Source organism: Streptomyces sp. NPDC007205, from assembly GCF_040634095.1.
Taxonomy (GTDB): domain Bacteria; phylum Actinomycetota; class Actinomycetes; order Streptomycetales; family Streptomycetaceae; genus Streptomyces.
On record NZ_JBEYEW010000043.1, the window covers coordinates 1 to 21,441 of the forward strand.

A 21,441-nucleotide genomic window follows, 5' to 3' on the forward strand; every position below is an offset into this window, starting at 1 on the left:
AGGGATCGGGCTTATCGGACGCACCGCAGGGTACGTGAGTCATGCACCTGCCCGCAGACTCAGCAGTGGAACCCTGCTCCTCCTGTCTGCGAGGCCCGCATGCGCACCCTCACACAGATGCAGCCCGACATCACCAAGTGGTTCGACCGGGACGTGTGGACCAGCGCCTTGAACAGCACCGGCTTCACCGTCACCCGCCACTGACCGACCTGGTCGGCGTCCCTGGCCGCAGCTGCCGGGACAGGCTTGCCCACCCCCGAGCGGCAGAGCTTGCCCCGACTCAGGGGGCGGCTTGCCCACCGAGTGATCCGTCCTCAGCCGACGGCCGGTGGCGGCGGCATCTCAAACGTCCCTACGTTCTTCCCCGGGACAGGGCGAGCCCTCCGTATGGTTCTCCGACCCAGGGGCGTCGGGTGTGGCTTTCAAACTTCTGCCGCTTGTGGCTTCCAGCGATTGGCCGCCCGACGCCCCACGACGACTCGGCTGCAAATTAGGAATTGCGAATGATCGCCAAGTAGGGAATCGACAGCGAGGTCGTCCGTCGGGAGGCACCAGCACCACACCGCACGGAGGCACCACATGGCCGCGATCTGGGCCGGCATCGATGCCGGCAAGACCCACCACCACTGCGTCGCGATCGACGAGAGCGGCCACCGGCTGCTGTCCCGACGCGTCGCCAACGACGAACCCGAGTTCCTCCAACTCCTCGCTGATGTACTGGACTTGGGCGACGAGGTGACCTGGGGAATTGACCTGGCTGACGGCGGAGCCGCCCTCGCCATCGCGATCCTCCTCAACCACGACCAGCCGGTGCTCTACCTCTCCGGCCGGGCCATCCACCGCGCCTCCGAGGGCTACCGCGGCGAGGGAAAGACCGACGCCAAGGACGCCGCTGTCATTGCCGACCAGGCACGCATCCGCCGCGACCTGCACCCCTTACGCACCGGAGACGAAACCGTCACCGATCTCAAGATCCTCACCGGCCGCCGCATGGATCTGGTCGCCGACCGCACCCGCACCGTCAACCGGCTCCGCGCCCAACTCACCGGCATCTTCCCCGGCCTGGAACGGGCCTTGGATCTCACCAACGCCGGCCCCCTCACCCTGCTGACCGGCTACCAGAGCCCGGCCGCCTTCCGCCGGCTCGGCGTCAAGCGCCTGGAGACCTGGCTGCGCAACCGCAGCGTTCGCAACGCCGATCAGCTGGCCGAGACCGCCCTCCAGGCCGCTGAGCGCCAGCACACCAGCCTCCCGGGCGAGAAGCTGACCGCCCAGCTGGTGCACACGCTGGCGAAGGAGGTGATGGCCCTCAACCAGCAGGTCGCCGAGATCGACAAGCTCATCGAGGTCCGGTTTCGTCAGCACCGCGACTTCGAAGTGATCACCAGCATGCCCGGCCTGGGCGAATCCTCGGCGCCGAGTTCCTGGCCGCCACCGGCGGCGACATGGCCATGTTCGGTACTCCTGACCGGCTCGCCGGCTACGGCGGCGTCGCTCCCGCTCCGCGGGACTCCGGCAAGATCAGCGGCAACCTGCGGCGCCCTCAGCGATACAACCGCAGACTCCAACGGGTCTTCTACACCTCCGCATTGTTCAGCATCCGAAGGTGCGAGGAATCCCGCCGGTTTTACGACCGCAAGCGAGCCGAGGGCAAGCGCCACACCCAGGCGGTCCTCGCCCTCGCGCGCCGTCGCGTCAACGTCCTCTGGGCCCTCCTGCGCGACGGACGGACCTATGAGGTCGTGCCGCCCTCAGCTCTCGCGGCTTGACAAACAGCATTAGGAATCGCTGGCGTGACGACGCTGCCGACACGGACCCGCCGGCCGCCGTCCTCGGCGGGCGGGTACACGACGACAGTCGGCGCACCGACCATGTACTCAGGTGCGGCGTGGACCTCGAGAGCGCATGCGGGACCCCAGAGGCATTCGTACGCTGGTGATGCTCGGGGCTACCGCGGAGGTCACCCATGCCCCGAACCATCTGGAGCGGTGCGATCAGCTTCGGCCTGGTCAGCGTGCCGATCAACGTGGTCGGCGCGACCGAGGACCACAGCATCAAGTTCCACCAATACCACCTCGAGGACATGGGCCGAGTGCGGTACCGCAAGGTCTGCGAACTGGAGGACCGCGAGGTCGACCAGTCCGAGATCGGCAAGGGCTACGAGCTGTCGAAGACCCAGGTCATCCCCATCACCGACGAGGATCTCAGCAACCTCCCGCTGCCGACAGCGAAAGCGATCGAGATCGACGCCTTCGTGCCCCTGGAGTCCATCGACCCGCTGAAGATCGCCGAGGGCTACTACCTCCAGCCGTCCAGCCCGGTCGCGGCCAAGCCGTACAAGCTCCTCGTCCAGGCCCTCGGCCGCTCCAGCAAGGTGGCCGTCGCGAAGTACGCCTGGTCCGGTCGGGAGAGACTGGGACTGCTCCGCGTCCGCGACGACGTCCTGGTCCTCCACGCCATGCGCTGGCCGGACGAGATCCGCGACCCCGCCGAGCTGTTGCCGCCGCCGGTCGAGGTGTCCGAGCAGGAGATCGAGGGCGCGCTCGCCCTCATGGACACGATGACGGTGGACGAGTTGGTGGGCCCCGACTTTGAGGACCGGTACACCGAGGCCATGGCCCAGATCATCGAGGCCAAGCGCGAGGAGAAGCCGCTCCCTGAGGCGCCCGAGCCGGAGCAGCCTGCCCAAGTGCTCGACTTGATGGCCGCGCTGAACGAGTCGGTGCAGAAGGTCAAGGCGTCCCGCGGTGAGGGCACCGGCCCGGCCGAGGTGCACGAGCTGCCGAAGCCGAAGAAGACGGCCGCGAAGAAGCAGCCGACCAAGAAGGCCGTAGCCAAGAAGGCGACCGCGAAGAAGGCGACAGGGCGGAAGCCGAAGAGCGCCTGAGGTGCGGCAGGCGTAGGGACACGGCAGACACGGCCGCGGTGACGGGGCTCTCTGGTTCACCGACGTAGATTCGGATGTATGAACGACTCCGTCAGACGCATCGATCCCTCGACTGACCCTGCATCGGCAGCGATCATGCTCGGCTGCAGGCCCGATCAGATCGGCCCATGCGCACGGTGCCAGGGACTCACAGTTCGGTACGGCAACAACGCCCAGCTCGTCTGCCCGGCCTGCCGCGCCAAGGAGCAGCCGGCTACCTAGTGCCGTGACCGGATAGGTTCACCGAGGTCTCGTGGTCTGCGGGTGCGTGAGGCACCACCGCTTCCCGGTTCCGACTGGTCGCAGGGCTGAACGACCTCGTTTGCGCGGTTGTAATCAACTTGCTGCCCGCCCCGTCGGGCGGGCAGGGTCTGAATCATGCTTGAACTACGCACCTTGGAAGCAGACGACTGGTCCCTTTGGCGGGAGTTGCGACTGGCCGCGCTTGCTGAGGCGCCCTACGCGTTCGGATCGACGCTGGCCCAGTGGCAGGGCTCCGGCGACCGAGAGGAACGCTGGCGTGCCCGTCTGTCGATTCCTGGCGCGCACGATCTCATCGCGCTCCTCGACGGCCTCCCAGTGGGCATGGCCAGCGGAGTGCCGGGCGAGGGAGCAGAGAACGTGGAGTTGATCTCGATGTGGGTTAATCCCACGGCTCGAGGCAAGGGCGTGGGTGACTACCTGATCCAGGCGGTCGAGCGGTGGGCGGCGGAGCGCGGTGCCACGACGCTGCGGTTGTCCGTCATGCCGGACAACCGCAAGGCGACCGCGCTCTATGAGCGGCACGGTTTCACGGACACGGGTGAGCCCGGCGAGCTTCTGGCCGATGGCGTGGGGAGGGAGCGGGTCATGGCGAAGAGCCTGGCCGCTGTCTGATCTCCACATCGGGCACGGCGGGATCCCCCACGTGCTCAGGCTGCGGCGGCGAGGGGGCGTCCGCCCCAGCGAATGCCCTTCTCGCTGCGGACGCGAGCGCGTTCCCGGCGTTGTGCGGCGAGTATGTCGGGGTGGCGGGCGTTGGCATTGCGCCAGCGCAGGTAGGCGTGCATCGCCCGGGTCTGCACCGTGTGATTCGGATGGTTGGAGTTGGCCAGGGGGAACTGCCGCAGCGGGCCGAAGTGCGCCTCGATCGGGTTGGCCCAGGAAGCGTAGGTCGGGGTGAAGCACAACTCGACCTTGTTCTTCTTCGCCCAGCGGCGGATGTCCGCGCCGGTGTGGGCGGAGAGATTGTCCAAAATGATGTAGATCGGGGCACCGTCGGGCCGGGCGGCGCGGATCGACTTCAGCGCGGCCAGCGTGTTGGCGGTGCCCTTGCGGCGGTGGTTGACGCCCCACAGCCGGTCGTCGCCGACGGAGTAGCAGCCGTGGAAGTAGGTCACGCCGTGCGTGCGGCGGTAGGTCGCCGGCAGACGGTCGGGCTTGCCCTGCCTTGCCCAGCAGGAGCCTGTGGTCGGCCTGATGCCCAGGGGCCCGAACTCGTCGAAGCCAAAGACTCGGTCCGGGAAGTGCTCCAGCACCTGTTCGATGCGGTCGAGCTTGGCGTCGCGCTCGGGGTCGGGCGACTCCTTCCACGTCTTGGTGCGCTGGAAGGTGACGCCGCGGCGCAACAGCAGGCACCGTAAGGCTTCACGGCCGATACGGATGACGCGGCCGTGCACACGGCGCAGATAGGCGGCGAGTTTGCGGACTGACCAGCGGGTGAAGGGCTGGCCGAGCTTGGTGGGGCGGGTGGTGGCCGTCTGGACGATGAAGTCCTCGTCGTCAGGGCTGAGCAGGCGGGGACGACCTCCCGCCCACCGACGGTCCAGACAGGCCAGGCCGATCTCGTTGAACCGGTGGATCACATCCCGCACCGTGTCCTCGTCGGCCTGGACCAGCTGGGCGATCACCGGGACACGGTTCCCGCCGGCCGACGCGAGCAGCATCATCGCCCGCCGATAGCGCACCGAGCTGGTACTGCCCCGACGCACGATCTGCTGCAGCTTCTGCCCCTCCTGATCGGTCAGTCGGCGCACCTTCACAGGCTCAGCCACCACACCTCCAGCGGTCGGAACGGACGTCATCGCCCACCCAACCGTTCCAACCGCCAACCCGGCGAACCTTCCCGGTCAGAGCACTAGCCGCGCGTCGATGCCAGGCAGCGCGAGGTGCGGTGTACGGGTCCTCGGCAACCGGTGTGCTGCTCCGCTGGCCGGCCGGAGGCAGTTGCTTCCTTAGTGGGCCCCACCGTTGCCTGGACAGTGGGCTGCACCGTTGCACCGAGAGTTGCACCGAGAGTTGCAGCACCCCTCCGCGCAGATCCGGCGTTCGCCCAGCTCACCCCCCATGGGCAAGCCACTCGCCCTTACCGACACCTCTTTCTCCGCGTAAGTCGGAGGAAGAGGAATTAGTTCAGCACAGGCCAGCACAGCCCAGAGTTCAGCCCATCCCGGCTCCGTTCGCTCGTCCCGCCGGTGCCCGGCCGGCCAGGACTGCCGCTGGGTCCGCCGTCGGCCCGCTCAGGAGCGCGGCGGGCGGGTGCGCGCGCTCGCGCGCCTGGTGTCGCGCGAGCCGCTGACCAGCGGAGATTCTCAAGAAAGTGCCCCGGAATCACTTCCGTTCGGTGATTCAAGTGCGGTATATTTGTCTCGTTGGTGGTCGGTGGCACGGCCCCAACACCGAAGCCACGCATCCCTCACTACGGAGGACTCCCCTATGTCGCACGCGGTCATGATCACCACTTCCGCCGGCAACGCCATGGAAGGGCACGGCCTTACGGACGCGCGCATCATCCTTGCCTCGGATGCCGACTTGCACCCGGAGCAGCAGGGACTGAGCATGACGCGTCGCGCGGTTGCGTACTCCGTGTACAACCCCGCGACGGAGCGGTACAGCCTGGTGACCCTTGACGGCCGGTGGATCATCCCGGGGCGGGAGGGCTACAAGACTCGGGGCCCGGTGGCGACGTACGCGCGGAAGAACATCGCGGATGTGCGCCCGGATGGGCTTGTGATCCTGGAACCGGTGCGGCACAACGGCCGGTACGCGGTAACGCGGTTCGGGGGGGGCGTAAGGCGGGCATCTGCCGTCGGCAGATCCACCATGCGACGCGCGGGGGGTACGGGTTCGAGTGTTCGTGTGGTGCTGTTCTGACCCCGGACGCCGTTCGCCGTGAGGGGTTCACGATCGTGTCTGACGGCCGCTCGGGTACTCACGATGTGGCGTACGCGGTGCGGTCTGAGCACGGGATTGAGTGGTCGGCGGATGTGGCCATGACGGCGGACGCGCCCGTGGTCGTGGCTACGCCGTTCCGTCCGGCTGCTGACGTGATCGCGGAGGGCCACGCCCGTAAGACGGCGGAGACTGCCGCTGTGGCGGAGCCTGCGCCCGTTCCGGCGCCCGTCGCGGACGTCGACACCCCGGACGTCCCGGCGGACGCTGAGGCACCGTTCTGCGCCCCCTACAGCGTGGCCGAGTACAGCATTACCCCGGACGTGTCGGCGGTCGGCCGTATCGCGTACGGCGCACCTAAGCCCGTCAAGCGCTGGAAGGTCGTCGACGCGAACGGGCGTGTTGCCTCCGATGATCACCTGTCGCGGCTCGCGGCGGACACCCGCGCCGACTTCCTGAACGGCGAGTCGGGCCACGCGCAGACTCCCGACACGTGCCCGGAAGGCACCCCGGACCATGTCCGTCCCCTGGTCAGTGTGGGCGCGCACGGTCGCGCTTACGTCACGGGTGGGGGCGCACGACTGAACATCGAGTCGGCGGACGGGCGCGCACGGTTCACGCTGCACACCGTGCCGGATGAGGCACACCAGGAAGCGCGCGACGGGTTCCACAAGCGTGCGCGGGACCTGTCCGGGGAGATCGTCAAGCGTGCCGACGGGCGCCCCGTGTTCAAGCCCGCGAAGGTTCAGATGTGGTCGGGCAAGCCCGCGCCGCGTAAGGCGTTCGAGCCCAAGGAGTACGCCCCGGGATCCATGCTCGCGTGGATGGTTGACGGCGTGCGGTTTACGGGGCAGGTGTGGGCGACCCGTGTGCAGGGTGGCGCCTGGAACGGTGACCAGGGGGAGGCTACGGCCGTCGTCGTGGCGACCGTTGACGGCCGTCGGGCACGTCGTGATGAGGCGGTGGCGGTGCCGCTCTACGCAGGATCGCGTCGGAAGCGTGCTTACGCACACGTGTCCATGCCGTACGGGGTGACGGACAACGGGGCGGTTCAGCGGTACCTCGCGGACGTGACCGTGATCGCCCCGGAGTGTGCGGCTGACGGCCTGTTCGATGTGGTCACCCCCCACGTGGATGACGTGGACGTGTGGGAGGGCGAGGGCGGGGCGTTCGTGCGCGAGTACGACGACACCCCGGCGGAGGTTCCGGCGGAGGCTGACACGGCGAACGTGGCGCCCGTGGTCGACACCCCGGCGGAGGCTGACCGGGTGGTGGGCGAGTACTGCCACCGTTGCCAGGAAGAGGGCTTGGTGATCGCTGGCACGTGCCGCCGTTGTGGGCGGGTGGACATCGTGGCCGCGATGACGGCGAGCGGTCCGCGTATGTGCCCGGCGGAGGAGAAGGCGCGTGCCACCGGGCGCCTGTACTGCCGCCGTTGCTTCCGTACCGGGGTGGCGCTGTACGCCTCGAAGTACTGGACTGCGGACGGCGAGGGGCACAGGTTCCACATCTGCGCCGACTGCTACGGGCGCCGACTGCCGGAGGCGGGTCCGGCACCGGTCAAGGCTCCGGCCGGTGAGGTTATCCGGGCCGCCCGGGCAGCGCACAAGGAGGCGGAGGAGTCGGGCGCGAGCGTCGGCGAGATTCACCGCGCCGGGGAGGCCGCGCGCAAGGCGGTCGCCGTGGCGTACGGGCAGCGTCCGGCCGACGTGATCAGCGACCCGTGCAGCGTGGACGTGTGGGAGGGCGAGGGCGGGGCGTGCATCGGCGTCGACCGGCCCAGCGCGCCGGATGCTGGATGGGGTGCTGTGCCCGTCGACACCGACCCCGCGCCGGAAATGGGTACATGTACCGCTCCGGCCGTTGGCGTCACCCCGGTACTCCCTGACGCCGTGAGCGACCCGGAAGCCGTCGGCACGTGGGACGGCGAGGGCGGCGCTGTGCCCGGCATCGAGGCGCCGCGCACATGCCTCGTGGCGGATCGGCCCGGCCCGGACCCGTACGCCGTCCGTCCGGCCGTGGCCCAGTGGGCCACCACCCCGGGCACCAACCACCGGAGCGCGACGCTGACGTGCGCGGGGGAGGAGTACCGCGTCTATCACGCCCCTGATGCGGTGCTGCCCTACACCGTGCGTCGGACCGTCGGCGGTGCCGACGTCGACCTGGGAGGCTGGGTCGGCATGGACGACGTGCGCGCGATCGTCCGGGCTGACCGCCGCCGCAGTGCCGCCCTGGAAGCGGACCGCCGCCGTGTCGAGCAGGAACAGCGGCGCGCGGCCTACCGGTTGGAGGGGCAGCGGCGGCAGGCCCCCGTACGGTTGACTGCGGAAGAGCGCCTGGCTATCGCCCGTCGCACAGAGGAAAAGCATCGTCCCATGGCTGCGGAACTCTACGTCTCGCCGATCACAGGAAGGGCAGTGCTGGCCTGGGTGTGCGGGACGTGCGACACCACGCACGATGACCACCTGTGGAGGCCGCAGACCATCGGGGGAAGCTACCGCAGTGCGCTGTCCGTCGACCGGGCCACCCTTGCTGCCCTGGTGGAAAAGCGCGGGTGGACCGTCACCAGCGCCTGGACGGCCCATGGGATGCGCGGGCACACCATGCGTGCACGGATCGCCCCGACCCCGGCCTACCTCGCGTGGGTGGACGCGACCTACGGGCCGAACCCGGCCACGCCCGAGGTGGAGGCGGGGGAGCGCATCGTCCCCGTCCAGCGGGGATGGTGGGACGTGGTCAGCAAGGAAGGACACCGCTACGAACTGACTTGGCGGCCGACCCTGACCGGGCCGGTGTGGAGCGTGCGTCACCGCAGCGCCGGCGGCTTCGAAACGGTCGCCACGACCGGCATGGCGGGCACGGTCCTGATCGGTATGCGGGTCCACTCCGCCAAGCGGGACCACCAGCCCGCGGACGAGGGGCGCTCCGAATCGGTACATGTACCGCTCGCGAGCTGACAGGCCGGTCCTCCTGGCCCCCGTCCTCGGGCGGGGGCCCGCTGCTCGGCGGCCGGCTCCCGGGCAAGGGGCCCGGGGCACTGCCGGACCGGGGCGGCAGACCGGTGGGTTCCCGAGAGTGGAGCCGGCGAGGTGCAGATGGGCACTCAGGGAAACGGAGTTGACCACGGGGCGGCAGGGATTGGTACATGTACTGGATGGGTGCGCGCATCAAGTGGCAGGACATCATCGACCGGGCCCGCGACATCGTGGAGGGCTACGACGGCGGCGTCACTGTACGACAGGTCATGTACCGGCTTGTCGCCGAGGGGCTCTTGCCCAACACCGCACCCACCTACCGCAGGCTGTCCTCCCGGCTCGCCCAGGCCCGCCGCGACGGACTCTTCCCGGACCTCATCGACACGATCCGCGAAGTCCACGTCCCGCCGGCCTGGCCCGACGCCGACGCGTTCGTGGCGGACATGCCCCAGTGGTTCCGTCTGGACCGCACCCGCGGGCAGGAGTGGGCGCTGTACGTGGCAGCGGAGAAGGACACGCTGCGCCAGCTGCTGACCGGGTGGCTCGCCGAGTACAGCATCCCCGTCCTGGTCGTGCGCGGCTTCGGTAGCCAGAGTTACGCCGACGTCGTCCGTGACCGCGCGCGCAGCGATCCCCGCCCGGCTGCGCTGCTGTACATCGGGGACTTCGACGCCAGCGGCTCCGACATCGAACGCGACTGGGTGCAGCGCACCGACTGCTGGGAGCGGGTGGAACGGGTGCTGCTGACGGACGGGCAGGTCCGCGAGTACCAGCTGCCGCCGACCGAAGGGAAGAGGGACGATCCGCGCTGGCCCGGATTCGCCCGCCGCTACGGTTTCGACCTGGACCGTCCCGTCCAGTGGGAGGTCGAGGCATTGGAACCGGCCGAACTCAAGCGCCTGGTGATGGAAGCTGTCGACGGCTACATCGACCGGGAGCTCCTCGCCGAGGTCATGGCCGAGGAAGAGCAGCAGCGTGCCCGGCTCGGCGGCATCCTCGGCCAGCAGTAGAACGGCTGAAGGAGCGCATGGACTCGGCCATCGGGCAGAACCAGTGCGGCGAATCCCGCCCTGGGCGGGTCTCGGGCTGCGAGACTTGGTCCTGCCCCGCTGTCCCCCGTCGGCGGGGCACCTACGCTGCAGGGGCAGGCGGCCGGCCGCGGTCAAAGAAAGCGGCCGGCGCCCAATCCGCCGAAGCGGGTGGCAAGGGCACCGGCCAACCGAAGACACACACCGCCCAGGACAGAAAGTGACCCGCACGGGTTGCGCCGTTCTTCGAGTGTAGCGGTGCGGCAGGCTCGTGGAACGCCTCCCTTGCCCGCGATGACGTAAGTCCGGTAGCTTTCTTTCGTTGGGTGTGTTGTGGCAAGCGCACCCCGGACCGAAGCCCAGACCGTCGCCTTTCTGACAGAGACGATCACCACGCACCGAAGGGATCCGCACCCGATGACTAACAGTTGGGCCTGTGGCGGCTGCGGCATGCTCAATGGCGACCGCGCATCGTGTGAGGCATGCGGAACCAGCAGCCCAACCGCCACCGCCGCCGATCTCGCCGTCACCGCCATGCATGATGCGGCTGCCGCCCGAAGGGCCCAGGTCAATGAAGCCGCTGGTGGAAACCACGAGTTGGCCGCCCTTCTCGGCCGCGTGGTCGATGCCCACCTCGACGACGCGCTTGCCCTGCGCAGCCTCGAGGTCGTCTGATCAGCGCGATGAGGGCCGCTCCGCACCCTCGACTCCCAGTGACCTACGCGGGGCGCCCGCCTGCAATGCATGAACCAGCCCCTGCCTCGCTCTCGCCCGCAACGCCGCCGCCGGCGCCCTGCACAACCGACCAGGAGAGATTGATGATCCGCGCCGGACGCCGGAAGTACGTCCAGAACAGCGAAGAACTCGCCGCCGCCATGGGCGTGACGATCGGCACCTTCCGCAACAAGAAGCCCTACGCCAACGAGGCCTTCCCACCCCTGATCAGCTCCGACGGGGCGCGGGTGAAGCTGTGGGACAGCGAGCAGACCGCTGCCTATCTGGTCGGCCGCCCCATCCCCGAACTGCCGCAGGCGGACGACGAGCAGGACCTCCTCGACCGCAACGAAGCCGCCGCCGAGCTGGGCATCACTCCCAAGACCTGGGACGACTACAAGACACACCCCCAGATCGCCCCCCACCTGACCAAGGTGAAGGGCGTGGAGCACTGCCCGCGCGGCATCGTGCAGGCCTTCCGGACCGGTAAGGACGCCAGTACCGATACCGGACCCAAGGGCCGGCCGAAGGGCAGCGGGGACATGGTGCCGCGCGACGAGATCTCCGCCAGGGTCGGCGACCTGCTCGACGAGGACCCGGCGGTGACCCTCGCAACCGTCCAGGAGCGCGTCGGCCTGTCCTATGCCGCGGCCGCGCGTGCCCTTCCCCGGCTGCGCGGGGAGAGGATCGCCGACCTGCTGCAGGCCGAACCGGACCTGACACCCGAGGAAGCCGCCATCCGTCTCGGCTACCCCGCCGCGGTGCAGCGCACAGCCCTTGCCAGCGCCGCCACGGAACTGCGCGCCCGGCAGGTCCAGCCGTACCTGCAGCGCGTCGCCGACGTCCTGGTCGGCGCCGGCCTGGCGGAGGCGCAGGACGTCCGGGTGCAGCGCTTGGAGGGCGACGTGCTCGCCGCGGCCGTGGCGCTGAGCGGATGCGACGCGCCCGCCCTCGTGTGGGACGAGCGCTACGGCTGGCGTACCGCGGTCAGCCGGCGTCACCCGATCGCCAAGGAGACCGGCACCCCGCCGGAGGGCGACGGCATCCGCTACCTCAGCGAGCACCAGCAGCCCGAACCCCCCGAGCTGCTGGCCGCGCTCACCGACCACCGGCACGGCACCAGGCATCCCAAGACCGTCCACCCGGCCGGAGGTGCCCTGCAGGGCTGACCCGCCGGCAAGAAGACGCGTGACACGACAACCTCGGCCTGCGGCCCGGACATCGTTTCGGTGTCCGGGCCGCGTCACGTAGCCGGTGTCGGCAGGCATGCCAATTCGCCTGGAAAACAGGCGCATTCACCTCCCGCTGGTGATGATAGTGCGGTATCTTTGTCTTGTGGGTTTCGTGGCAGAGCCCACCACCGAAGACAGACACATCCCCAGGGAGACTTTCGTGCTGGACACGATGAAGAACACCGCCCGCCAGTCGCTCACCGACACCCTCACCGACCTCGGCCGCGCCATGGACGAGCAGCGTGCCGTCACCATCGCGTACGCCGACGCGGACGAGGCCCCCTCCATCCGCACCATCGAGATCCACGACATCGTCACCGGCGGCGACGACGGCGCCGTCTTCGTGCAGTCCATGGACCGCCTGAGCGGGAACTTCCGAGGCTTCCGGGCCGACCGCATCCAGATCTACATCACCCTCGACGAGCCGTACGTCCTCGACGCGCCCACCGTCCCGCTCCCGGTGCGCTTCACCGCCCACACCGAGAAGGAGTTCGTGGCCCTGGAACTGGAGCGCGACTGACCGCACGCGGCACACCGCACGGTGCCGGGCCCGCCGTACGGGCCCGACACCGCGGCCGCCGCTCCGGTCGCCGCCACCCGCGCACCAACCCCTGGAGCCACCGCATGCCCGCGTACGCGCCGCCCACCCAGCTCGCCGAGCTCGCGGCCACCCCCGCGACCAACACCTTCCGCCCCAAGCGCGCCACCGTCCTGTCCTACGGCCTGGGCGCCGATTCGACAGCAATCCTGCTGATGTACCTGGCCAACCCCACCGCCCACGGCCTGGAACCCGACCTGAGCGACCTGATCGTCGTTCACGCCGTCACCGGCGACGAATGGGAGGACTCCCTCTCCTGCTGTGATATCGGTAAGTCCGGCTATCACAATCTGCAGAATAGAGGGACGAGGGTCAGGATCGAGAGCTCCGGCAGCTCTGGATCACTGTAGATCTCCACGGTGCGGGGCTGCTCTCGCTGAAGGACCTCCCGTACGTGCGTGGGTAGTTCGGGATCAGTGACCGGCGAGTTGGCGCCTGCACCGAATGGTGAGTCGGCCTGCTTCATGCCTACGTGCGCCCTTGGTTGATGCCCCTTGAGCATCCTCAGTGTGCCTGGCCAGGATGCGCCACAACTCGCCTGTCAGCGTCCAGAGTCCGCGAGGTGAGCACCCGTGACGCGCTCGAGGCGGTGCCGCGTCGGCGACTCCCTTGTGACGAGCTCGGCGATCCTGCCGAGCGCTCCGGGACCGATCGGCCGGCCCAGGTTCCGGGCACGGTGGTCGCGGTCAGCTGCTGGTTCTGGGCCGGTGCGGGGAGCTGACAAGCGCAGGGTGCCCCACATGGGTGAGGCGGCCGGAGCATTGATCGCGAGGAGACCGGCGGGCGGGACCCCCGTGCAGGGGTCCGTCAGTCGCGAGGATCAGGCCGTCGCAGCTGGTCTTCCGTGATGGTGAAGTGGAGTGGCGGGTCGCTGGCAGGCGGATTGATGGCCTGATCCAGCGAGGTGCAGGAGACCACGAGGTCGTTGTAGTCGAGATCCCGCAGAGGCTCGACGTTGTCGTCGGCGCCGAGCGTGATGACCAGGCCGTCCTGGATCGTGTACGCCGCGCTCTTGCGTACGCCACTGGGCTGCCAGCCCGAGGCGACGTTGTCGTTCCATTCCAGCGTCAGGGTCCACCTGTCTCCCGACACCTGCGTACCGACGCCGGGAGTCCCGGCGTACGGGCCGTCGGCGGAGTCCGACCCGGAAATGACGAAACGCTGGTCGAAGGCTGACTCCCAGCTGACCACCTGCACGAACCACTCCCCGTGAAAGGTCTGTGTCACCGCAGAGCTCCCTCCCTCGCCGTGCCGCCCTCACAGTCGCGTGTCATGTGACCACGACCTCGATTTCCCGGGACTCCTGGCGCCAGTCACCGTTGTCCGCCTGTGCGGCCGTGGCCACGAACACCCGATACGTCCCCTGTTCGAGTGCAGGGATGTCCATCTGTCCGGTCAGCGGGAGCGGGCCGGACGAGGTCTGCACGCCCGCCGGGGTCCGGACGGTGACCAGGACCTCCGTCCGGGGCGGGTTGTTCACGCAGTCCCAGCGCAGCGTGAAGAGACCTCCGCGGACCGGCGCCGGTGGCTCACAGGTGACCTGACCGACGACCGGCTGGACCACCTCGAGCCCGGTGCGGCGGGTGAACGCGCTGCTGCACCCGTCGAGCCGTCCGTTGTCCGTCACCGAGGCGAGAGCGCCGCGCCAGCGGCCCAGGGCGCCACCCGGTGAGTCGACGCTGTCGCCGAAGCGGTGCTCGATGTCGGCTGCGGTCGAGTTGTTGCGCTGGCCCCAGTGCAGAATCCCGCTGAAGTTCCGGTCGCGGGCCAAGGACTCGGCGAATGCCACCAGTTGGGCGGATCCCCGGATGTCCGTCAGCCCGGCGACCTCGACGACGCAGGTCAACTGTGCGTGCTCGGGGCCGATGAGAGCCCGGGTCGCCCCGGTGAAGCGCAGGGACGCGTACCCGACGAAGGCTCGCCCGCTGAACTCCTGGCGTGCCTCGTAGGCGATGAGAGCGTCGACGAACGCGATCAGCATCGGGTCCGACGCGTCGAAGAACACCTCGACCGAGTCGACGTTGAGGTTGCAGCTGCGATCGAGGTAGTTGTGACCGTCCATGACGGCGTAGCTGATCGCGTCGTAGTCCAGGTCGGACTGTTGGCTTTCGAAGAGCTTGTACGCGATGCATTGCCAGACGAACACCCCGGCAGCTCGCTCCGCCGGATCCGACCGGTCGAGCAGCACGTGCCTCAGTTCGTCCAGCGTCTCACCGAGGCGGTTGCCCGAGGCGGAGAGCCCGGCGAGGAAGGCCAGGAGCAGCGTCAGGGTGATCGCCAGTGCGGCGGCCAGCGCGGTCAGGGTGGCCACTCCGGCGACGGCGGTGATCGCGGCGATCGCACCTCCGACGGGCACCGTGTTCGTGTCGAGGAACTGGCGAATCTCCTCGGCCACCGTTTCGATCACGCCGAGCATGAAGTCGCCGTTCGAGCAGGCCCGTTCCAGGAAGCTCGGTGGCGCCGCCGTGTCAGGGACGGAGCTGCTCGGGCTGTAGCCGCGGCTGTTGCCGGCCATGGAGAATCGAGGGGCTGCGATCTGCGGGTCGAAGGGAACGGCCATCGTCCCGACGCGTTCGGCACGGCCCACCGGGGTGCCGGTGACCGGATTGCGCACGAGCGGCACGTTCCACCGTCGGGTCACGCCGCACAGGTTCTTGCGGAAGTTGTCGTGGGTGGTCAGACAGACCGCGATCTGGAGGAACCTCTGCCGCCCGGCGGCGCCAGCCGGGAGATTGAACAGCTCACCGCCGAGGCCCTGTGCGATCAGCGGCTTGACCTCCTGCCAGGTCCGCAGGCGCCGCTCCTCGTGCATGGTGTACTGCCAGACCGCACTGAGCACCACAGAATAGACGACCCCGAAGCGCCCGGCGGACATCAGCACGGCGTTGAACAGATCGTCGTCGCGCCGTATCTCGAAATTGCCCGGACCGCCATACCGGGCGGCCCCGTAGAGCGCCCGGAGTTTGGTGTCATCGGTCAACTGATGGGATGGGCGGCTGGGAGCGGGTTCGATCCAGTAGTGCTTGCCGCCGTCGGTGACCAGGTGCATCGCAAGGACCGAATCGGCGATGGGCGGGGAGTGGAAGTCGCCTCCGTGCGTGCCGGTGGTCAGCGCCCCGAAGACGGTCTGCCCGCCAGCGCCGCCCAGCGTGCGAAACGCCCATGGGCCGAGATACGAGGAGTTGTTGTACACGCTCTGCAGGTGCACCGCCAGGCTGTCCCGGTTCTGGTCGTCGCCCGTGTCCATTTCGGCATAGGCCTGGTAGACGCGTTTGCCGGTCTCGATGTGGAAGGGGTACAGGCCCACGTCCTCTTCGGAGTGCGTGGTGTCGTACGCCTTGGGGTGCTCTTCGGCGAGGCGATCGATGAACGCCTCGGTGAGGCAGCCCGGAACGACTTCGTACAGCGTACGCCCCATGGCCGGGTACACGTTGTTCGGATCATGGGTTTCGACGAACACGTCGTCGCTGACGGCGGCTCGGGACAGACTCCAGTGACTGCCGGCCGCGTGGACCCGCTCGGTCGGTTTGCGGTTCGTGAGGAGATCGATCAGATCTTCCAGCGACGTCGGATACGCGGTGGTCGGAGCGGACGGGATCAGGTCGACACCGGGTTCGTCGTGCTTGCGTGTCCAAGGAGCCTTGTGGACCTCGGTAGCGGCCATGGAAGATCCCCCTCCGGCTGGAGCGGTGCGCAGGCCTTCAGGGCGAAGGGTATTACTCCTCCTCGCAGCACAGGTGAACCTGTTAAATTTCGGCCAAAACTATCTTATTTCTAGAACTACCGGTTTGTCGACTCCCGCGGTACGTTGCCCGTGCTGACAGGCCAACCGCGACGTCTTCAGGGGGCTGGAACGCCACCCTGAGGTTCACGCGCCACCTTCACCTGGCGGAGGGACTGAGTCCGCATGCCCGGATGGTACGTACACACCGAGACGGCACGGATGGCCGCCGAGCGGCTCCGGGCCGGAGATGTCCCGGCCGGCTGGCCGCTGGCCCCTGGCGAAGCCCCGGAGCTGGGCGAGCTCGCCCACAATGGGCGCAACTACCTGGCCCTCGGCGCCCTCGGCCCCGACCTGTTCTTCCTGCTGCCCGACTTCTCGGGCCGCCCCGGTGAGCACATCAGGAGGTTCGTCGACACCTCCCTGGACATCTGGCAGCACATCGACGACCGGTTCCTGAGCATCTGGGAGAGGTGGATCGAGCCGATCGGCGCCAGCGACGCCGACCTGGCCGCCCAGCTGTCGGGTGGCCTCAGCAGCGAGCTCGGCGAGGCCCTCGACCTGCTCGCCACCAGCCTCCGCGACTTCGGTCTCGGCCTGCTCACCCGGTTCGGGGACATCTTCGGCTAGTTGAGCAGCGGAGTCCCCAGGTCCTATGCCAACTCGGCCTTCTACTGGTCGGACATGTTCCACTACCGCAAGACGTACCAGTTCCCGTGGGAGCTCTACCGGCAGGCCCGTGCCGGCCGTGACGCGCCGGACGGTGCCACCGACGAGGAGCGGGAGAGCAGCCGCAGGAGCGCCGAGGCCCGGATGGTCTTCGCGCTCGGCTGGATCTCGCACTGCGCGACCGACGTCACCGGCCATGCCTGGACCAACGCCAAGACGGGCGGCCCCTACCGGCTGCACTGGCAGCGCCATCACCTGGTCGAGAGCCATATGCACGCCCATAACTACAACGGCCTGCACGGCGGTTCGCCGTACTATGCCGAGTGCGGCACGTCCGCCCTGCACTTCCGGATCGCGTTCCGGCCCGGCGCCGAGCCAGAGTACGTCGGCCGCGACGACCAGCCCGCGTACGACTACTTCACCGGCTTCCCCGCCTATGATCTCTCGCGCACAGCGGTCGGCCAGCTGAGCGGTCATCAGTTCTTCGACCTCGATGGCCAGCCGCTGCCCGGCCATCTCTGCACCGCACTGACCGATGCGATGCGGAGGGTGTACCACCCTGTCTACGACGCCCTGATCCCCTGACATGTTGACCGGACTACGGGCAGCGACACGCGCGTGTCGTGGTCGATCCGTCCTGCTGCATCGGTAGGAAGTCACGCAACCCGAATGGAGGGATCTGCGTGGCGATGCCGAACGATGTGGAACGCGATGTCGACGCGATCCGGCTCCCGCGGTGGGGGCGGGTGGTGGAGACCGACGGTGTGGTGCCGTACGAGGTACAGGGCGCCGACGGCCAGCCGATCGAGCCGGTGCGCCGGTACCTGCGTGACTTCGTCGCCCAGGGCCGCCGTGCTGGAAGCGTCCGGAGCTATGCCTACGACCTGTTGCGGTGGTGGCGGTGGCTCCAGGTCGTCGACGTCGAATGGGACAAGGTGACCTCGGCGGAGGTGCGTGAGTTCGTGCTGTGGCTGCAACGCACCACGAAACCGCGCCATACGCCCAGGAAGAAGACGGCCGCTACCGCCGGCACGATCAACCCGATCACGCGTAAGCAGCACCCGGGAGACCAGTACGCCGTCCGCACGATCCGTCACAGCAACGCGGTGATCCGCAGCTTCTACGAGTTCTGGATCGAGCGGGGAGCTGGGCCGCTGGTCAACCCGGTGCCTCAGGAACGTCGCGGAGGGCGTCGGCCGAACGCGCACCACAACCCGCTGGAGCCTTTCCGGCCTGAAGGCCGGTTGCGTTATAACCCGCCTGTTCCCAAGCGTCGTCCGCGAGCGATGCCCGATGAGCAGTGGGACGCCTTGTTCTCGGCTCTGCGCTCGGACCGTGACCGGGCCCTGGCCTCGCTGGTTATCAGCAACGCCACCCGCGCCGCCGAGGTTCTCGGCATCCGCTGCGGCGACCTCGACTGGGGTGATCAGCTCGTCCGGGTCCGGCGCAAGGGAACGGGAGCCGAACAGTGGCTGCCGGCCAGCAACGACGCCTTCGTCTGGCTGCGACTTTACCTCGACAGCATCGGCCCGTTGGCGCCGAGCGACCCAGTCTGGTGGACCCTGCGGCGACGGCGCCGCGGCGATGGCCCACCGGCCCGGCAGCCGCTGAACTACGACGCTCTCCGGGCCGTCTTGCGCCGGGTCAACGATGCCCTTGGCACGAACTGGACGATGCACGACCTGCGGCACACCTGCGCCCGCAGGATGCTCCGCGACCGCAATCTTTCGCTCCGCGACATCCAGACCATCCTCGGCCACGCCCACCCCTCGACCACGCAGCTCTACCTCGAAGAGGAGCCCGAGGAAGTCATCCGCCGGGTGCACCAGCACCTGTTGGACCTCAAGCAGACCCAACAACCCGCACTCAACCCCGTCCCCGCCCCGGCCCACGGCTACGACGCCGCGGACCTGGCCGTGCTCTTCGGAGAAGTACCGCGATGACCACCACGACCAGCACGCCCGCCCAGCCCTCGCAGGAAAAACGCTTCCCCGCCTTCATCGGAGCCCAGCAAAGGGGTCCGACCCGCCGACGCGTCGGGCCGATCGACAGCCTGTCCAGCCGCGAGGTGCTGCACAAGCTGTCCCAGCTGCGCACTTGGGTCGACCTGCCCGCTGCTGAGGTACGCGCGCGACTGCGCGCTGCCGAACGCATGCTGGAGTGGCTGACGCAGCGGCCCGGCGACGGGTGGCAGGAGCGATGGGAGTCCTGCGAAGCCGACCCGGGGCCGCTGAGCTGGATTGCCGACGCCGCCGCGACCGAAGGGCGCTCAGAAAAGAACTTCCGCAACGAGGTCACCAGCGGCCTCGCCGCCCTCCTGCTGTGTCGCCTGGTGCTGCCCAGCTACGACTTCCTGGTCGGCTACGGCGCCGTCCGCCTGTTCACCGACGTGCGCAGGGAGCTGTCCGTCGAAACCTTCACCCGCGCAGAGGAAGCCGCCGGCGCCCGGGGCATGGCCGGACGCCAGGTCGCGGAAGTCCTCACCGCTCTGTCCAAGATCGTGCTCCACACCGGCAAGGATCTCCACCAGATCACGACAGACGACGTGCTGGAGTTCCGCGCCTGGAACATCAGCCGCTACCACCGGCATAAGAGCGGCCTGCACGGAGCCTGGGACGTACTGCGCGACGTCGGCGTCCTCGACACGGACAAGAGTCTGCGCGCCTCCATCCGGCTGGGCCAGCTCACGACCCAGGAACTGGTCGCCCAGCACCAGATCCAGTCCGCATCGGTCCGCGACATGCTGGTCCACTACCTCAACGAGCGGCGCCCCGGCATGGACTTCAGCAGCTTCCGCCAGCTCACCAGCACCTTGGCCGGCACGTTCTGGGCCGACATCGAACAGCACCACCCTGGCATCGACAGCCTCGACCTGCCCACGGAAGTCGCCGACGCCTGGAAAGCCCGGCTCGCTTTCACCTCCGGCAAACGAGGGCCGAAAAGGCCCCGCAAGGGACGCCTGGAGGTCCTCGGCCGGGTCCGGACGCTATACCTCGACATCCAGGAGTGGGCACATGAAGACCCATCCTGGGCACCGTGGGCGGTCCGCTGCCCGATCCGCCGCAGCGAACTCGAAGGCGTCTCCAAGCGCAACCGCGCGCGGACGGCGGAAGTGCACCAGCGCATCCGCGAGCGCCTGCCCCACCTGCCCGTGCTGGTCGAGACGGCAGAAACGCACCGCGACGACCAGGCCACCCTGCTGGCTGCCGCCCGCCAGACGCCCATCGACGAGACCTTCGAGCACGCCGGGAGAACCTACCGCCGGAGCCGATACCGGTGGGACACTCGCAGCGCAACCCAGCACGGTCCGGACGCCGTCCTCGTCACGGACGAAGACAGTGGCGAACGTATCGAATTGCTGCACGCTGAAGAAGACGCGTTCTGGGCCTGGGCGATCATCGAGACGCTGAGGCACACCGGCGTCCGCGTCGAGGAACTGCTGGAGCTGACACACCTGGCCTTGGTCTCCTACCGCCTACCCGACAGCGGCGAGGTCGTTCCCCTCCTGCAGATCGTGCCGTCCAAGAGCAACGAGGAGCGACTGCTCCTCGTCACGCCGGAACTAGCCAGCGTGCTGGCAACCGTGGTCTGCCGGATCAGGGGAGACGACGGCCGTGTCCCTCTCGCGGCCCGCTACGACCCACACGAACGCGTGACCGGCCCAATGCTGCCGCACCTGTTCCAGCGCAAGAACGGATGGCGCAGGGAGATCATCAGCACCCGAGTCGTCAACAGACTCCTCAACGACACGCTGGAACGGTCCGGACTCACTGACCGGGCCGGCCAGCCGCTGCGATACACCCCGCACGACTTCCGCAGGATGTTCGTCACGGACGCTGTCACCGGCGGCCTGCCCGTCCACATCGCCGCGAAGATCCTCGGTCACCACAGTCTGAACACCACCCAGGCATACCTCGCGGTTTTCCAAGAGGAGCTGATCAGGTCCTACCGGGCATTCCTCGACACCCGGCGCGCTGACCGCCCCGCCGCGGAATACCGAGAACCCACCGAGCAGGAGTGGGACGAGTTCCAGAAGCACTTCGAGTTGCGGAAAGTCGAACTGGGTACATGCGGGCGTCCCTACGGCACCCCCTGCGCACACGAGCATGCCTGCGTCCGGTGCCCGATGCTCCGCGTAGACCCACAGCAGCGGCGACGGCTGGAAGAAATCATCCGCAACCTCGGTGACCGCATCGAGGAGGCCCGCGTCAACGGCTGGCTCGGCGAGGTCCAAGGACTCCAGATCAGCCTCGAAGCCGCGCGGAACAAACTCGCCTCACTCGACCGACTCGCCCGGACCCGCAACCGCACCCCCGTCAACCTTGGGATGCCGATCCTCTCAGAAAGGTCAGGATGACCCCGCCTTGTCGGGACTTCGAGGCCTCATACACCAGGTTCTTCTTGTGTTCTTCATCAAGATGCGACCGC

At 68.5% G+C, this 21,441-nt stretch carries 16 protein-coding genes and 1 pseudogene; 14 read left to right on the forward strand and 3 right to left on the reverse strand.

The genetic code is table 11. The features are described 5' to 3' along the window. The first annotated feature begins 579 nt into the window (after window positions 1-579). From ABZ624_RS36785 to ABZ624_RS36795, 3 genes and pseudogenes are all read left to right on the forward strand, one after another. Window positions 580-1,769 (forward strand): annotated as a pseudogene (locus ABZ624_RS36785) (IS110 family transposase). 197 nt (window positions 1,770-1,966) lie between these two features. Further along, window positions 1,967-2,887, forward strand: a complete 921-nt coding sequence (locus ABZ624_RS36790) for a Ku protein (RefSeq protein WP_360098969.1) — start codon at window positions 1,967-1,969, stop codon at window positions 2,885-2,887. Window positions 2,888-3,304: 417 nt separating this feature from the next. Next, window positions 3,305-3,802, forward strand: a complete 498-nt coding sequence (locus tag ABZ624_RS36795) for a GNAT family N-acetyltransferase (protein WP_360098971.1) — start codon at window positions 3,305-3,307, stop codon at window positions 3,800-3,802. A 35-nt stretch (window positions 3,803-3,837) separates the two neighbouring features. Here ABZ624_RS36795 and ABZ624_RS36800 read toward each other — a convergent pair whose 3' ends face one another. Next, window positions 3,838-4,959 (reverse strand): IS630 family transposase, encoded by a 1,122-nt coding sequence (locus ABZ624_RS36800; protein ID WP_360098973.1) that lies wholly within the window; start codon window positions 4,957-4,959, stop codon window positions 3,838-3,840. Window positions 4,960-5,620: 661 nt separating this feature from the next. Between ABZ624_RS36800 and ABZ624_RS36805 the strand changes: the two genes are divergently transcribed. The 7 genes from ABZ624_RS36805 (at window position 5,621) to ABZ624_RS36835 (ending at window position 12,973) form a co-directional block, all read left to right on the forward strand. Next, entirely contained in the window at window positions 5,621-6,058 is a 438-nt protein-coding gene (locus ABZ624_RS36805; protein ID WP_360098975.1) for a hypothetical protein, read from the forward strand. 119 nt (window positions 6,059-6,177) lie between these two features. Next, on the forward strand, window positions 6,178-9,033 hold the full coding sequence (locus tag ABZ624_RS36810; protein WP_360098977.1) for a hypothetical protein: 2,856 nt from the start codon (window positions 6,178-6,180) through the stop codon (window positions 9,031-9,033). Between the two features lie 188 nt (window positions 9,034-9,221). Beyond that, window positions 9,222-10,061 (forward strand): hypothetical protein, encoded by an 840-nt coding sequence (locus ABZ624_RS36815; protein ID WP_360098979.1) that lies wholly within the window; start codon window positions 9,222-9,224, stop codon window positions 10,059-10,061. A gap of 435 nt (window positions 10,062-10,496) precedes the next feature. Next, window positions 10,497-10,754, forward strand: a complete 258-nt coding sequence (locus ABZ624_RS36820) for a hypothetical protein (RefSeq protein ID WP_360098981.1) — start codon at window positions 10,497-10,499, stop codon at window positions 10,752-10,754. A gap of 143 nt (window positions 10,755-10,897) precedes the next feature. Continuing rightward, window positions 10,898-11,962, forward strand: a complete 1,065-nt coding sequence (locus tag ABZ624_RS36825) for a hypothetical protein (RefSeq protein ID WP_360098983.1) — start codon at window positions 10,898-10,900, stop codon at window positions 11,960-11,962. A 223-nt stretch (window positions 11,963-12,185) separates the two neighbouring features. Beyond that, the gene (locus ABZ624_RS36830) at window positions 12,186-12,545 is read left to right on the forward strand and encodes a WYL domain-containing protein (RefSeq protein ID WP_360098985.1); all 360 of its coding nucleotides are present in this window, start codon (window positions 12,186-12,188) and stop codon (window positions 12,543-12,545) included. 104 nt (window positions 12,546-12,649) lie between these two features. After that, window positions 12,650-12,973: a hypothetical protein gene (locus ABZ624_RS36835; protein ID WP_360098987.1), complete on the forward strand. Its 324-nt coding sequence runs from the start codon at window positions 12,650-12,652 to the stop codon at window positions 12,971-12,973. A 457-nt stretch (window positions 12,974-13,430) separates the two neighbouring features. On the opposite strand, the gene ABZ624_RS36840 is transcribed toward ABZ624_RS36835, so the two are convergent. Both ABZ624_RS36840 and ABZ624_RS36845 read right to left on the reverse strand, forming a co-directional pair. Continuing rightward, a complete protein-coding gene (locus ABZ624_RS36840) occupies window positions 13,431-13,850 on the reverse strand; it encodes a hypothetical protein (protein ID WP_360098989.1) in 420 nt (139 codons plus the stop codon). 43 nt (window positions 13,851-13,893) lie between these two features. Further along, complete coding sequence (locus ABZ624_RS36845) at window positions 13,894-16,287, reverse strand: hypothetical protein (RefSeq protein ID WP_360098991.1); 2,394 nt, start codon at window positions 16,285-16,287, stop codon at window positions 13,894-13,896. Window positions 16,288-16,530: 243 nt separating this feature from the next. On the opposite strand from ABZ624_RS36845, the gene ABZ624_RS36850 reads away from it, so the two are divergent. Genes ABZ624_RS36850 through ABZ624_RS36865 form a run of 4 tightly spaced genes read left to right on the forward strand, consistent with a single transcriptional unit; the run spans window position 16,531 to window position 21,370 of the window. Next, window positions 16,531-16,974: a hypothetical protein gene (locus tag ABZ624_RS36850; protein ID WP_360098993.1), complete on the forward strand. Its 444-nt coding sequence runs from the start codon at window positions 16,531-16,533 to the stop codon at window positions 16,972-16,974. Further along, a complete protein-coding gene (locus tag ABZ624_RS36855; RefSeq protein ID WP_360098995.1) occupies window positions 16,975-17,598 on the forward strand; it encodes a hypothetical protein in 624 nt (207 codons plus the stop codon). 38 nt (window positions 17,599-17,636) lie between these two features. Continuing rightward, window positions 17,637-18,956, forward strand: coding sequence for a tyrosine-type recombinase/integrase (locus ABZ624_RS36860; RefSeq protein ID WP_360098997.1), 1,320 nt, complete (start codon window positions 17,637-17,639; stop codon window positions 18,954-18,956). Beyond that, on the forward strand, window positions 18,953-21,370 hold the full coding sequence (locus ABZ624_RS36865) for a tyrosine-type recombinase/integrase (protein ID WP_360098998.1): 2,418 nt from the start codon (window positions 18,953-18,955) through the stop codon (window positions 21,368-21,370). Before ABZ624_RS36860 ends, ABZ624_RS36865 begins: the two co-directional genes overlap by 4 nt. The last annotated feature ends 71 nt before the right edge of the window (window positions 21,371-21,441 follow it).

Coding starts and splice junctions, on each gene's coding strand:
- ABZ624_RS36790 (WP_360098969.1), top strand. CDS start 1,967: ATGCCCCGAACCATCTGGAGCGGTGCGATCAGCTTCGGCCTGGTCAGC.
- ABZ624_RS36795 (WP_360098971.1), top strand. CDS start 3,305: ATGCTTGAACTACGCACCTTGGAAGCAGACGACTGGTCCCTTTGGCGG.
- ABZ624_RS36805 (WP_360098975.1), top strand. CDS start 5,621: ATGTCGCACGCGGTCATGATCACCACTTCCGCCGGCAACGCCATGGAA.
- ABZ624_RS36810 (WP_360098977.1), top strand. CDS start 6,178: ATGACGGCGGACGCGCCCGTGGTCGTGGCTACGCCGTTCCGTCCGGCT.
- ABZ624_RS36815 (WP_360098979.1), top strand. CDS start 9,222: ATGTACTGGATGGGTGCGCGCATCAAGTGGCAGGACATCATCGACCGG.
- ABZ624_RS36820 (WP_360098981.1), top strand. CDS start 10,497: ATGACTAACAGTTGGGCCTGTGGCGGCTGCGGCATGCTCAATGGCGAC.
- ABZ624_RS36825 (WP_360098983.1), top strand. CDS start 10,898: ATGATCCGCGCCGGACGCCGGAAGTACGTCCAGAACAGCGAAGAACTC.
- ABZ624_RS36835 (WP_360098987.1), top strand. CDS start 12,650: ATGCCCGCGTACGCGCCGCCCACCCAGCTCGCCGAGCTCGCGGCCACC.
- ABZ624_RS36845 (WP_360098991.1), bottom strand. CDS start 16,287: ATGGCCGCTACCGAGGTCCACAAGGCTCCTTGGACACGCAAGCACGAC.
- ABZ624_RS36850 (WP_360098993.1), top strand. CDS start 16,531: ATGCCCGGATGGTACGTACACACCGAGACGGCACGGATGGCCGCCGAG.
- ABZ624_RS36865 (WP_360098998.1), top strand. CDS start 18,953: ATGACCACCACGACCAGCACGCCCGCCCAGCCCTCGCAGGAAAAACGC.